Annotated in this window: 10 protein-coding genes; 8 read left to right on the top strand and 2 right to left on the bottom strand. The window is 54.4% G+C overall.

Going from position 1 to position 13,483, the window contains the following annotated elements:
- The first annotated feature begins 142 nt into the window (after window positions 1-142).
- Window positions 143-772 carry a molybdenum cofactor guanylyltransferase gene (gene mobA / locus ACTID9_RS08910; RefSeq protein ID WP_441070846.1) on the top strand — a complete coding sequence of 210 codons (630 nt, stop codon included), beginning with the start codon at window positions 143-145 and terminating at the stop codon, window positions 770-772.
- A 16-nt stretch (window positions 773-788) separates the two neighbouring features.
- Here the strand turns inward: mobA and fdhD are convergent, their stop codons facing one another.
- Window positions 789-1,586, bottom strand: a complete 798-nt coding sequence (fdhD, locus tag ACTID9_RS08915; protein WP_441070847.1) for a formate dehydrogenase accessory sulfurtransferase FdhD — start codon at window positions 1,584-1,586, stop codon at window positions 789-791.
- Window positions 1,587-1,979: 393 nt separating this feature from the next.
- Between fdhD and ACTID9_RS08920 the strand changes: the two genes are divergently transcribed.
- The 5 genes from ACTID9_RS08920 (at window position 1,980) to ACTID9_RS08940 (ending at window position 8,521) form a co-directional block, all read left to right on the top strand.
- Window positions 1,980-3,254 (top strand): L-lactate MFS transporter, encoded by a 1,275-nt coding sequence (locus ACTID9_RS08920; protein WP_441070848.1) that lies wholly within the window; start codon window positions 1,980-1,982, stop codon window positions 3,252-3,254.
- Between the two features lie 54 nt (window positions 3,255-3,308).
- Window positions 3,309-3,674, top strand: a complete 366-nt coding sequence (locus ACTID9_RS08925; RefSeq protein WP_441070849.1) for a DUF2294 domain-containing protein — start codon at window positions 3,309-3,311, stop codon at window positions 3,672-3,674.
- Window positions 3,675-4,034: 360 nt separating this feature from the next.
- A complete protein-coding gene (locus tag ACTID9_RS08930; protein ID WP_441070850.1) occupies window positions 4,035-5,303 on the top strand; it encodes a molybdopterin molybdotransferase MoeA in 1,269 nt (422 codons plus the stop codon).
- Entirely contained in the window at window positions 5,300-5,803 is a 504-nt protein-coding gene (gene mobB, locus ACTID9_RS08935) for a molybdopterin-guanine dinucleotide biosynthesis protein B (RefSeq protein ID WP_441070851.1), read from the top strand. The genes ACTID9_RS08930 and mobB overlap by 4 nt, the downstream gene beginning before the upstream one ends.
- Before the next feature lie 108 nt (window positions 5,804-5,911).
- Window positions 5,912-8,521: an SLC13 family permease gene (locus ACTID9_RS08940; protein ID WP_441070852.1), complete on the top strand. Its 2,610-nt coding sequence runs from the start codon at window positions 5,912-5,914 to the stop codon at window positions 8,519-8,521.
- 276 nt (window positions 8,522-8,797) lie between these two features.
- Here ACTID9_RS08940 and ACTID9_RS08945 read toward each other — a convergent pair whose 3' ends face one another.
- Window positions 8,798-10,159 (bottom strand): APC family permease, encoded by a 1,362-nt coding sequence (locus tag ACTID9_RS08945; RefSeq protein ID WP_441070853.1) that lies wholly within the window; start codon window positions 10,157-10,159, stop codon window positions 8,798-8,800.
- Between the two features lie 165 nt (window positions 10,160-10,324).
- On the opposite strand from ACTID9_RS08945, the gene cls reads away from it, so the two are divergent.
- Window positions 10,325-11,770, top strand: a complete 1,446-nt coding sequence (gene cls / locus ACTID9_RS08950) for a cardiolipin synthase (protein WP_441070854.1) — start codon at window positions 10,325-10,327, stop codon at window positions 11,768-11,770.
- A gap of 96 nt (window positions 11,771-11,866) precedes the next feature.
- The gene (locus tag ACTID9_RS08955; protein ID WP_441070855.1) at window positions 11,867-13,465 is read left to right on the top strand and encodes a WG repeat-containing protein; all 1,599 of its coding nucleotides are present in this window, start codon (window positions 11,867-11,869) and stop codon (window positions 13,463-13,465) included.
- Window positions 13,466-13,483 lie beyond the last annotated feature (18 nt).

Here is a 13,483-nt window from a genome sequence, read left to right on the forward strand (position 1 = left end):
TCAAATGATGGTTCTATTATACATCGTTTGGCGAAAAAGATGGAAAACGCGGCGAGGATGCAGGTGAAATCATTTTGACAGGGGCGCAGGAGAGGTGCATGATGGAACAAAGCACTACGTTGAAAAGGGGGACAGATGCCTCATGAAAAGCATGGATAGCATGTGCGGCGTCATTTTGGCGGGGGGACAAAGCAGCCGGATGGGGCAGCGCAAAGAATTGCTGGGATGGGGCGCAGAAACGCTGATCGAGCACCTTGTCGGCTGTGTCCGCGCGCTGTCGCTTCCTTGCCTGGTCGTGACGAATGAGCCGCAGCTGCTGCCGGATTCCGTAACGAACGATCCGCAGGTGCAGGTGAGCCGCGATGCGGTGGAGCCGTGTGGACCGCTGGGCGGCATCCTCACGGCATGTCGGCTGCGCACGGAGGATCGGCTGCTGCTGCTCTCCTGCGATCTGCCCTTTGTCACGCCCGCCGAGCTGGAAAAGCTGCTCGCCTGCCAGGCCAGCGTGGAACAGTGGGATGTCATGGTAGCCCAATCGCAAAATCGGCTGCACCCGTTGCTCGGCATCTACCGGAGGGAAACGAAACACCTGTGGGAGAGTGCCTATGCGAATCGGGAGCTGAAACTTATGGCGACACTAGGCAAAATGCGCGTTCATGCCGTACCGGAGGGCGTGCTCGACCCGTGGACGACGTACAACGCCAATACGCCGGCAGAGTACGAGCGGGCACTGGCAGAGTGGTCGATCCGCCGCCAAGGGGAAGCAAAATAAAAGCGGGCGCTGGGCGTTACGGCAGCTGCACCCGCTCATGATGCGTATAGACATTCAGGTTGTTGCCTCTGACAAAACCGATCGCGGTGATGGCAAGCTCTTCGGCCAGGTTTAGGGCGAGTTCGGTGGGCGCGGATTTGGAAATGAGGATTCCTGCGCCGATTTTGGCTGATTTCAGCAACACTTCCGAGGAGATGCGCCCGCTGAAGACGAGGATTTTGTCATTGGTCGCAATCCCTTCCTTCAGGCAACGGCCAAAAATTTTATCCAGCGCATTGTGGCGTCCGATATCGGAATAGCCGAGCAAAATCCCTTCCGGTGTGCAAAGCGCCGCATTGTGCACGCCGCCCGTGCTGCGGTGCATCGCGGAGGAGGCTTGCAGCCTGTTCATCAGGTCGATGCATTGTGCAGGCGTTACGGCCGTGGTGCTCTCCACCGGCTTGGTCGTCCGCGCATCGCTGAAAAAGTAGAACGATTGGCGGCTTTTGCCGCAGCAGGAAGTGATGCGCCGCTTGGAGTAAAACTGTTGGGACAAAAGTGTCTGTTCATGCAGCTCAATGTATGCGAAGCCTTGGGCCGTATCGATCGAAATGTGCTTGATTTCGCTATAGCTGCGGATGGCGCCTTCGGAAGCGAGAAATCCGATGACCATTTCCTCCAGATCGGAAGGTGTGCAGACGATGGTGGCGAACTCCTGATCGTTGACGAACAGCGTGAGCGGATATTCCGTGACGATTTCATCTTCTTCCCATGATGCCGTCACGTCTGTGATCTTGAGCACGCGCCGTTTGATGGTTGAATCCAAGTCAGACATAGGTACCTCCCCAAAAGTCTGGAACAAAAAGTTTTTTTACAACGATATTGTAAAGGTAACGCTTACATGATAGTATACATGGTGAAGATTTACTTGTCACAACAATTTCATAATTGATCCAGCCCGCTTTTGCAGCAAATCGACATGGGACAGCGCTCCTGTCACCAGTTCATTTGAAAAGCGATTTTTTACACTGGAAACCTGTGGTTGATGCTGATGTAGCGTTCCTGCTGATGATTAACTGCCGTGTTTCATCCGGTTCCCATTTTCATGGGGAGGGATGAAATCCGGCAGTTTTTCTTTTTCTCGATCGGCAAGTACCGGGGCTGCCGGTGTGCGGCGGGCTTGTCGATCCGAAGAGCTGTTCACTAATGTCAAAAGGAGATGAAGTTTGTGCAGGGAAAATTGAAAAATCGTTGGCTGATTGCAGCGGCCGCTGTCGGGATTCATATCTCGATCGGCTCGGTGTATGCGTGGAGCGTGTTTACGAACCCGATCACCAAGCAATTCGGCTGGGGCCTGAAAGATGTGCAGTTCACCTTCAGCATCGCCATTTTGTTCCTCGGGCTGTCGGCCGCTTTTCTCGGGCATTACGTCGAGAAGCATGGCCCGCGCAAAGCCGGGACGCTGGCGTCGATCTTTTTCGGGCTGGGAATCGCGGGTTCCGGGCTCGCAATCCAGCTGGAAAACATCACGCTGCTTTACCTGTTTTACGGAATCTTGGGTGGAATCGGACTAGGCGTCGGCTACATCACGCCGGTGTCGACATTGGTCAAATGGTTCCCTGACCGCCGCGGATTGGCGACAGGACTTGCCATCATGGGCTTCGGTTTCGCGTCGCTCGTCGCAAGCCCGATCATGCAGGCGCTGATCGTAGCGGTGGGCATCGCCAAAACGTTTTATATTCTCGGCATCATTTATTTCATCGTCATGTTCGCCTCGGCCCAATATTTGTCACCGCCGCCTGAAGGGTGGATGCCTGAAGGCTTCAAGGCCCAAGTGAATGCGGGCAAAAAACAGATCAAGCGCGATTTGGCGCAGTTGACCGCAAATGAAGCGGTGAAAACCCGCCGCTTTTATCTGCTCTGGCTGATGCTGTTCATCAATGTCACCTGTGGAATCGCGGTGATCTCGGTGGCCTCTCCGATGGCCCAGGAGATCGTCGGCATGTCAGCCGCTGCAGCCGCGACGATGGTCGGTTTGAACGGACTGTTCAACGGCGCAGGACGGCTCGCCTGGGCATCCTTGTCCGATTATATCGGCAGACCGAATACGTACACGGCGTTCTTCATCATCCAAGTGGTCTTGTTTTTCCTCCTGCCGAACATTACCGTACCGCTTTTGTTCCAAATCGCCCTGTTTTTGATCATGACCTGCTATGGCGGCGGCTTCTCGTCCATCCCGGCTTATATCGGCGACCTGTTTGGCACCAAGCAGCTCGGCGCGATTCACGGCTACATTTTGACTGCGTGGGCGGCAGCAGGATTGGCTGGACCGATCTTCGCGGCATGGGTGCGCGAATCCACCGGAAGCTACATCGGCACTTTGAGCGTCTTTGGCTGCATGTTCATCGTCGGTTTGGCGATCTCGCTGGTCATTCGTTTGGATATTAAAAAATTGCGCGAACAGGCGGGAGCGGCGAAAACATCTGTTGAAAAAATCAGCTAAACAGTGATACATTGGGGGTAGTACAGAAAATAGGTAAAGGTGATCTGCCTCGTAATGAATAAATATGAAGCCGAATTCAGCAATCTGGTCAGAGCTTTCCGCAAACGTCATATGGGAAAAGGACCGAGCAAGGTCATGACCACCTTTTGCAAAAATTGGGCGATCAGCGAAATGGAAGGCAATCTGTCGCCCGTGGAAAAATTCATCGCCACAGCGGAAGAAGGAAAGCAAATGCTCCGTTCCGCCCGCACGGAAATGGTCAAGGACATGTACCGCAAAAACCGTCCGGTCGAAATGGAACAGCTGTTGGGTGCAACGTTCGTGGATTTGTTTGTTGATATCGATATCGAGCGAGATTTCGGCATGTCCATCTTTGTGTTCGATCAAGACATCGAAAAAAAATTCAAGCACGAGTCGTAAGCCGGACAGCGCAGCGTTCCTGCCCATCGTTCTGGCTGACTGCTCTCGCCTGCATGGGACATTGACACCTGGTAGCGAACCTGCCAGGGACAATCGCCGTGAACCATTCTCTGCTTCGGGCAGTCGAGTGGCTTCATGGCGATTTTTTCATCGTATGGCCCGCCGGTCGTGGGCAAGCTAATCGAAATGGGATGCGGGAAAGCCGCATAACGACCAGAATGGAAAAGGACATGATTTTTGCAAAAGCCCGCTTGCCATTGCACAGTGCAGGCGAAACAAGAGCAGCGAACCGATTGTTGCAGGAAACTGGGACGGAAGCGTGAATGCCGGACGACCGCTGCAGCCCAAGGAGGAAAAAAGATGCGCTTTACAAGAGAGACGATCAGCGTGGAGAAAGCAGTCCAAATGCTGCTTGCGCAAGCCGCCCATCCGCTGCCGGAAGAGGAGGTCAGCCTCTATGAAGCGCATGGACGGGTGATGGCCCGTTCGCTTCAGGCGGACAGCGACATGCCGCCTTTTGACCGCTCCCCGCTGGACGGCTATGCCGTCAGGGCGGAGGATACCGTCCATGCGTCAGTCGAGCATCCGGTATGGCTGAACGTGATCGAAACCGTCGCTGCAGGGCAGGTGCCGTCCAAGCAGGTTTTGCCCAACACTGCGATCCGGATCATGACAGGCGCGCTGATGCCGGCAGGGGCGGATGCGGTCGTCATGTTTGAACAGACTGAAAATCCGGGTGAAATCAGCGAGCGGGTCGGTGTCAAGCGGGCGATGAAAGCCGGTGAAAACATCTCGCGCCGCGGCGAGGAAATTTCGCGAGGGACACAGGTGATCGAGCGCGGCGAGCGGATTAATGGCGGCGTGATGGCGCTTTTGGCCGCGTTTGGCTATGTGCGGATTCCCGTTGTGCGCCGTCCGCGGGTCGGACTGTTGATCACCGGCAATGAACTGCTGTCGCCGGAGGAGCCGCTGCGCCCCGGGCAAATTCGCAACAGCAACGGCCCGATGCTTGCAGGCATGATCGCCGATGCGGGAGGAGTGCCGCTGTTGTTTCCGCCGCTGTCGGATCATCCTGGCGCAGCGAAGGAAGCGCTCGATCAGCTGGTCGACCAGGTGGATGTATTTGTGACGACGGGCGGCGTTTCTGTCGGCGATTTCGATGGCATCGCGGCGATGTCGGACGATGACGATGTGCAGCTTTTGTTTAACCGGGTGGCGATGCGGCCGGGCAGCCCGACGACTGCCCTCCTGTATCGGAATAAGCCGATCTGCGGGTTGTCCGGCAATCCGGGCGCTTGTTTTCTCGGCTTCGAGCTGTTTGTCCGGCCGCTGCTCGCACAGATGATGGGGCAGACGAACGCGCTGCGGCATTCCATCAGGGCGACGCTCGGCAGCTCGTGTGAAAAGCCGTGCCCGTATCCGCGATACTTGCGCGGACGTCTGCAGGAAGAAAACAGGCAGCTTGTCGCGTATCCGGACAAGAACGACAAAGCCGGGAATTTGACCACGCTGAAAAACAGCGAGTGTTTCATCATCATTCCGGCCGGCGGCAGAGGACGGAGCGCAGGGGAAGAGGTCGAAGTGATTTTGCATGCCATGCCGCGCTTCGGAGGGGAGAGAAAGCGATGACGGCTCCTTTTGTCTTTCAGATCTCCGGCTATTCCAATACAGGAAAAACGACGCTCCTGACCGCGCTGATCCAGCGATTCGAGCGCGCTGGCATTCGCGTCGGAGTGCTCAAGCATGACGGCGCCCACGATTTCGCGCTTGATCAGCCGGGAAAAGACACGCACCGCTTCGGCGAGGCCGGCGCGTCCTTTGTGGCGATTCAGTCGGCAGCCAAAAGCGCGCTGATCCAAAGAGGGAGTCGTTCTCCCGACGAGCTGATCCAGCGTTTGGCAGACGCGGGGGCCGAGCTGATCTTGGTCGAGGGTTACAAGCGGGAGGGCTATCCAAAGCTTGTGCTGCTGCGGGAACAAGCGCATACCGCTCTGCTTGCGGAGTTGAGCAATGTGGTTGGAGCGGTTAGCTGGTTTGCGTTCCGGCACGAAGGGTTGCCTGTTTTCGGGATTGATGATGTCGACAGCATATTCGAGCTGATCCATAACCGATTCTTGGCACATCGCTGAGAGTCGGTTTTTACATGTGCTATCCATTTGGGGAGATGACAGGCTGGACGTAAAGGCGCTATAATGCCGCTCATACGACGCAATGGGAAACGGATACGAGGTGAGAGCTTGAATCAAATTGAAATGCTTCATGGATTGTCAAAAGTCGAACAGGCTCGCTTGCTGGGCAAGCTCGAACGCATATCCTATCAGAATGGGGAAACGGTTTTTGAACAAGGGGCAGCCGGGGACAGCATGTATGTGATCCAAAGCGGCAAGATCGAGCTGTTCACACAGGGGCCGGACGGACGCCGGTTTTCCCTGGTTGTCCTTGCGCCTGGCGAGGCGTTCGGCGAAATGGCGCTCTTGACGGGGGAAGCCCGCACCGCGACGGCGATCGCAGTGGGCGAGACGGTTCTCATGCGCATCGATGCGGAAACGTTCATCGAGCTGGTGAACGAAAAAACATCCATTTCCGCTTATTTTATTCGGCTGCTGTCCAAGCGGCTCGTCCAGACGAACCACAACTTGCAGGATGCGAAAGAGGAACGGGCGCGGCAGTTCGCAGCGGAGTTCCGCGTGCTCGATCCGACGTGGCACAAAGTCATTTTGCGCTGTGCTCATGTCCCTTATGTCAGCAAACGACTGATCTTGCGCGAGTTGAACATTCCGACGTGGGAGGAAGGGCTGCGGGCGAATCCGTCTGTGGGAAACTATGTGAAGCCGGTCGAGGAGAATGCGCAGTTGCTTGCGGTTTTGCCTGGAGCGAGAAGCAAGCTGATCGAGCTGTACGGCGCTACAAGCGATGCGGAAGGCAGACAGGCATGGATGGAGACGGTCGTCGCCGATTTTGTGCAGCATGGTGAGATCGGACATGGCGCATATGTTCTCGCCTATGCGGAAAAGTGGGAGAACCTCATTGGCTTGATCAGGCAAAAACGCGATCAACTCGAACGAGTCGATTGGAACATCATCATCTCCGCGCTTGCGCAATGTCCGGAAGAGCTGCTTTTTTGCGATTTTTCGCTCTTGCTCGCCTTTTTGCAAGAATGCGTGAAAGAAAACCCGGAGCTGGGGATCGCCAAGCTGGATGCCGCTCTCGGGCTGCGCACCCGCTATTTTTCCGACGACCAAACGATCGCGCTCTATCGGATCGGCGCGGAGCTTTGCCGTCAGCACCATCCGGCGAAATCGCTGGAGTATTTGAATGCGGCCATGGGGCTGTCGCAGCAGACGGCGGCAGCGGCCGCAAACGACGAGAATCGCACCTTTTTTCTTGCCAAGCTGTCGCTGGACGGGATGAAGCGAAACGGCCTGGTGGATGCTGCCGGCAAGCTGTTCGCCAAAAACAAGCTGGTCACCAGCCTGTCGGTTCTCATGGCCATCGGATGCATCGTGTTCTTTTCACAAAGCGCGCCGTTTGGCGGTTTGTCGCACCAAGGCATGGCATTTATCGGCGTCGCAATCGCGGCCGTTATTTTTTGGATACTCAATATCATTCCTGATTTCATCGTTGCCTTGTTCATGGCGATGTATTGGGTTATGGACGGCTTGGTCAAGCCGGAGGTGGCACTCTCCGGGTATGCATCGCCCGTCTGGCTATACATGCTGTTCATCCTTGCATTGGGCGCCGCGATTACCAAATCGGGGATTTTGTACCGGTTGTCCTTGTATGCGCTAAAAGCGTTTCCCAGCCATTATCGCGGACAGCTGTGGGGCATCACGGTCAGCGGCTTGCTGCTCAACCCGCTGATTCCATCCTCATCCGCCAAGGCGACGCTGGGAGTCCCGATCGCCCAGACCATTTCCGAATCGATGGGCTTTGCCGACAGAAGCAAGGGGGCGGCCGGGCTTGGACTTGCGGCGATGATTTTTTACGGCTTTATGGCACCATTTGTGCTGACCGGTTCGTACACGAACGTCATGGCGTACGGCTTGGTGGCCGGCGACAGCACTCTTTCCTGGTTCCAATGGTTGTGGTATGCGCTGCCGGCCTTCGTGGTTTTCACGATCGGCATGCTAGCCGTTATCCTGATTTTTTTCAAACCGAAGGCGCCTGCCAGACCGATTACAAAAGAAGTGATCGACGACCAGATCCGCATTCTCGGTGCGCTGACCCGCGAAGAAAAAATCACGATCGCAGTCACGCTGGCATGTATCGTGCCCTTGATGCTCCAGCCGTTGCACGGGATTGACAACGCCTGGGTCATGCTGATGGGCTTCGCCGTTTTCGTCATCACCGGCGTGCTGGACGCGAAAACGTTGAAAAGCGGCATCGACTGGCCGTTCCTTCTTTTTATCGGAATCGCCTTCAGCTTTGCGGAAGTGGCGACACAGCTTGGCGTTGCAGATGTGATGGCACAGGCGACCAGCGAGTACATGGCACCGTTCATGACATCGCCATACCTGTTTCTCATCGCCGTCTCGCTGCTATCCTTTCTGGTCACGTTGATCATCCGCGACGACCCCGCTGTCATTTTGCTGGTCATGTCCATGCTGCCGCTGGCACAAAAAATGGAGATCCATCCATGGGTACTCGTGTTTGTCATCTTGCTCTCCACAGACCCATTCTTCTTCTCCTACCAATCACCAACCTATTTAACCGCCTACTACAGCACGGAGGAACGCTCTTTTACCCATAAACAAGGCCAATTCATCGCCGTATGCTACGCCATCATGGTACTGGTGCTGATCATCGCGTGCGTGCCGTTCTGGCAGATGATCGGGTTGATTCAGTGATAAGATGTGTAAAAAGCTGGGAGATGCCTGTAGGAGGCGGTTTCCCAGCTTTTATTTAGGTTTTTTTATCTTTTTGATTGGCTGTATAAACGCAGCGAAGGGATTTTTGTAAGAAAGTGGAACGCCAGCGTTTGCGATGCCTGCCACCCCGACCCCCAGTAGGCATCGCAACCGCTGCCGTGGAACTTTCTTGCAAAAATCCCCTCACCTCCACCAAAGCCCACCAAAAGCAAAAAAAACAACCCCAGCCCAAGCTGAGGTTGCCACCAAATAAACCTACTCCAAATCCACCTCATCAAAATTCAACTCAGGCGGCCGCTTCGTAAACATCTTGGTCAAATACATCAAATAAATCAGCCCGCAAAGCGCCCAAACGCCGCCAAGAATCAGCGAATGCTTGTCCAGGCTGGTCCAGAGCCATACCGTAAAGCCCGCGCCGATCAGCGGAAGAATCAAATACCGCAGCGTATCCAGCGGCGAGCGGCGGCGGCTGCGCACGAAATAATGCGCGATCACGGACAGGTTGACGAACGTGAAGGCAACCAGCGCCCCAAAGTTGATGAATGACGTTGCGGTCACCAGATCGACGAACAGCGCCGTCAGCGACAGTACCCCGACCAGCACGATATTGAACACCGGCGTTTTGAAGCGCGGATGGAGCGAACCGAACAGCTTCTGCGGCAAAACCGAGTCGCGGCCCATCGCGTACAACAGGCGCGTCACGCTGCCGTGGGCGGCCACTGCCGAGGCGAGGAAGCCGACGAGCGACGCCGCTGTGAACAGGGCGGTCAACAAGTTGCCGCCGACATACTCGATCATTTCATACGCAGCGGTATCCGCGTTTTTGAATGACGCATAGTCAGGATATACCATGTGCCCCACGTACGAAATGAAGATGAACAAGGCGCCTCCGATCAGCGTCACCAACAAAATCGCTTTCGGAATCGTTTTGTCCGGATTTTTTGTTTCCTCGGACAAGGTCGAGACCGCATCGAATCCGAGGAAGGACAGGCACAACAGCGATGCGCCCGCCATAACGGACGAAAGCGGCACGTCCGGATTGAAAAACGGCTTGATCGAGACGAGCGTGCCCGTACCCATGCCATTGAGGATGCCTTTGACCGACAGCACGACGAAAACGATCAGGACGAAAAATTGATAAATGACGAACAGCGTATTGATATTGGTAGCCAGCTTGATTCCCAAAATGTTGAGCACCGTCGTAATCACGATGAAGCTGATCACCCAGACCCAGAACGGGACGCTGGGAAAATAAATCGCCAAATACAGCGTGGCCACCAAGTAGTTAATCATCGGTAAGAACAAATAATCCATCAAAATGGCCCAGCCAACAAGGAAGCCAACGTGCGAATTCAGCGATTTTTGCGTATAGGTATAGGCGGAACCGGACATCGGATACACCTTGACCATCCTGCCATAGCTATAGGCGGTAAACGCCATCGCAATCAGGGCGACGATATAGGCAGCCGGCAGCATGCCGTGCGACGCCTGCGTGGCAACCCCGTACGTGGTGAAAATCGTCAGCGGCGCCATATAGGCAAGGCCGAAAAAGATGACGTGGAACAGCGAGAGCGAGCGTTTGAGTGTTCTAGGTTGTGACAAGTAACGAGCCTCCATTCGGTAGAATAACTTTTTCCGTCTCTTATCCTAGCAACTGTCGTGCCAAATAAAAAGCCTTTATAAAAAAACATGTAGAAACGCGAAAAAACGATTCGGTTTTGAGGGAATCTCTTCCTTTTTGGTATAATAGACGGACGGCCATCAGAACGGGGGGATTCGCACGTGGAAATTTTATCAAAGCTATATATCGTTCTATTGGTTGTGAACATCATGTTTGCCCTGTCCATCATTTTTCTCGAACGGCGCAACATTGCCGCCACATGGTCGTGGCTGATGGTATTGGTATTTTTCCCGATCGCTGGATTCTTTCTCTATATTTTTCTCGGCCAAAATTTGCGCAAGCGGAAAATCTACCGCATCAAGCGGCAGGAGATCGCGATGGTTTCCAGGCAAGTCGAAGAGCAGGCGACACAGCTGTCCCACGCCCGGCTTGGCTGCCATGACCCGTCGGTGTATGAGTACGAAAATCTCATTTACATGCATCTGACGACCAATTACAGCCTGCTTTCCACCGATAACAAGGTCGACATTTTTACGGACGGGAATGACAAATTCGCGCAGCTTTTGCAGGATATTGAGGCTGCGCAGGATCATATCCACATGCTCTACTACATCGTGCGCGATGACGAATTGGGACGACGAATCTTGAACGCGCTGACAAAAAAGGCGCGGGAAGGCGTGGCGGTCCGCTTCTTGTACGACGACATCGGCTCCTCGCATCTGTCGCGTCATTTTTTTGACGAGCTGCGCAAGGCAGGCGGGGAGGCGGTTCCGTTCTTTCCGTCCAAAATCCCGTACATCAACCCGCGGATCAATTACCGCAACCACCGCAAGATCGTCGTCATCGACGGAAAAGTCGGTTATGTGGGCGGGTTCAACATCGGAAACGAATATTTGGGCCTGGACCCTTACCTGGGCTACTGGCGCGACACCCACCTGCGCCTGTCAGGCGGGGCTGTGCTTCATTTGCAGGCGCCGTTCTTTCTGGATTGGAACTTGGCCACAGGGGAGGGCGTCGCCTATGACGAGCGCTATTTCCCCAAAGTTGAAGGCGGGGGCAAGACGGCGATCCAGATCGTGACCAGCGGGCCGAATTCCAAATGGCATCACATACGCGACGGGTATGTCAAGATGATTCATTCCGCGAAAGAGTCTGTCCTGCTGCAATCTCCTTATTTTATCCCGGATGACAGCCTGCTTAACGCGATGAAAATCGCCGCGCTCTCCGGCGTGGATGTCAAGCTGATGCTCCCGCGAAAAGCGGATCATAAATTTACCCGCTGGGCGTCGCATTCGTATGTGGGGGAGCTTTTGGAAAGCGGGATCAAGTGCTATTTTTATGAAAAAGGCTTCCTTCACGCCAAAACGATTGTCGTTGATGGAAAGATCGCCTCTGTCGGCACGGCCAATCTGGACATTCGCAGCTTCAAGCTCAATTTTGAGATCAACGCATTTGTGTACGATACGGAGACGGCGTGCAAGCTGGTACATATTTTCAACGAGGATCTGAAGGAGTGCAGCGAGGAAACGCTGGCCGAATACATCCGACGGTCACGATTTGCCCGCTTCAAGGAGTCAATCGCGCGCCTTGTTTCGCCGATTTTATAAAGAGGGGAAGCGTGCAAAAATTTGTAACGAAACAAACCGGAGAATCGTCTATTCTAGGTGATGCAACCACTGGAGAGAGAAAGCGGGGACGTAACAATGAAAAAAAATGCGGCAGCACTGTCGGTTGTCCTGATCAGCAGCATGCTATTTGGCGTAAACGGTGCCATGGCGGAGGAGAAGAAGCAGGATGATCCGCTCTATCCGGCATACATCAACTTCAAATTCGGCTTTATCAATAAAGAAGGCAAAGAGATGATTGCCCCGCAATTTGGCTGGGTGGGCACGTTTAGCGAAGGATTGGCACCGGCGAGCGCGGAAAACGGGAAGGTCGGCTTCATCGACCGGACGGGCAAATTCGTGATTCAGCCCGTGTATGAATCGGCGCTGGACTCGTTTACAAACGGAATCGCCCACGTCACCGTAAACGATGATGTGTTGACGATTGACAAAACAGGCAAGGCATTGGGGCCAAACCCGGACAAAATCGGTTTGAACGGCTACTATGAAGGGCTTGCCGCAGCGCGCGATGGCGAAAAGTGGGGCTTCGTGGACGAAAAGGGGAACTGGGTTGTGAAGCCGACCTATGAAATGGTCGGGCGTTTTTCCGAAGGGTTGGCTGCTGTCAGCCAGGATAATGCAAAGCAAGGCTACATCGACAAGACCGGCAAGCTGGTCCTGCCAGCCCAATACAGCTTTGCCGGTGAGTTCCACGAAGGCAAAGCGGCGGTCACCATCAACGACAAGATGGGCTTCATCGATAAATCGGGCAAAGTCGTCATTCCCCCGAACTTTTTCAGCGTCGGCGATTTCACAGACGGCCTCGCACCCGTGGAAGTGCAAGAGGGGGAAGCATACAAGTACGGGTTGATCAATGCCAAGGGCGAATACGTGGTGAAACCGGTGTGGGACGTACTGCCGCAAGTGGTCGATGGCCTTGTTTATGTGGACAACAAGCTGTTCGATAAGACAGGCAAACAGCTTCTTGAAGCGCAAGGCACCATTTATCCGTTTCAGGACGGTTTGGCGGAAGTGATCAAGAATCAGCACGCTTCTTATATCGATCGGACAGGCAAAACGGTCTGGACCGAATCGCGCGACTATGCGCTCGGCAACGGTGCGACATTGGTAGAAAAGAAACAGCCGCTTCAATCCGGGGATTCCTACATGTATTATCCGCAAATCACCGGCTTGAAGGATGCCAAGCTGCAGGATGCGCTGAACAAAACGCTGGTTGAAAAATTCGCGCCCAAGCTTGAGGAAGAAGCGGATCTCAGCTATTCGTCGGATTACCGCGTCGTGTACCAGAAAAACAACATTCTCAACATCATCGGCGACTCGTATTCGTACTACAGCGGCGCAGCGCACGGCATGCCGGGCAGAGACTCGGTGGTTATCGACATGGCAACAGGCAAAACAATCGGTCTGAAAGACTTGTTCAAAGCAGGCAGCGACTACAAAAAAGCGATCAACGCCGTGATCAAAGACGGTTTCGCGAAAATGGATATGCCGCTATTGGCCGATTTCGAAAGCATCGAGGATGACACCGCGTTTTTCTTGACCAAAAACGGGATCGTTGTCTATTTCCAGCCGTACGAATACACCCCGTACGCAGCAGGCTTCCCCGAATTCGAGATTCCGTACAGCACGCTGAAGCCATATTTGGCGGGGCAGCACGATTTTTGGAAAGATAAATAAAGAGAGCGCCTGATCCCC

This window comes from Brevibacillus fluminis (assembly GCF_052072235.1).
GTDB lineage: Bacteria > Bacillota > Bacilli > Brevibacillales > Brevibacillaceae > Brevibacillus_D > Brevibacillus_D fluminis_A.

Excerpts from the sequence above, each read along its gene's own strand:
- ACTID9_RS08955 (WP_441070855.1), top strand. The coding sequence starts at position 11,867 with ATGAAAAAAAATGCGGCAGCACTGTCGGTTGTCCTGATCAGCAGCATG.
- ACTID9_RS08925 (WP_441070849.1), top strand. The coding sequence starts at position 3,309 with ATGAATAAATATGAAGCCGAATTCAGCAATCTGGTCAGAGCTTTCCGC.
- mobA (WP_441070846.1), top strand. The coding sequence starts at position 143 with ATGAAAAGCATGGATAGCATGTGCGGCGTCATTTTGGCGGGGGGACAA.
- ACTID9_RS08945 (WP_441070853.1), bottom strand. The coding sequence starts at position 10,159 with ATGGAGGCTCGTTACTTGTCACAACCTAGAACACTCAAACGCTCGCTC.
- ACTID9_RS08930 (WP_441070850.1), top strand. The coding sequence starts at position 4,035 with ATGCGCTTTACAAGAGAGACGATCAGCGTGGAGAAAGCAGTCCAAATG.
- fdhD (WP_441070847.1), bottom strand. The coding sequence starts at position 1,586 with ATGTCTGACTTGGATTCAACCATCAAACGGCGCGTGCTCAAGATCACA.
- mobB (WP_441070851.1), top strand. The coding sequence starts at position 5,300 with ATGACGGCTCCTTTTGTCTTTCAGATCTCCGGCTATTCCAATACAGGA.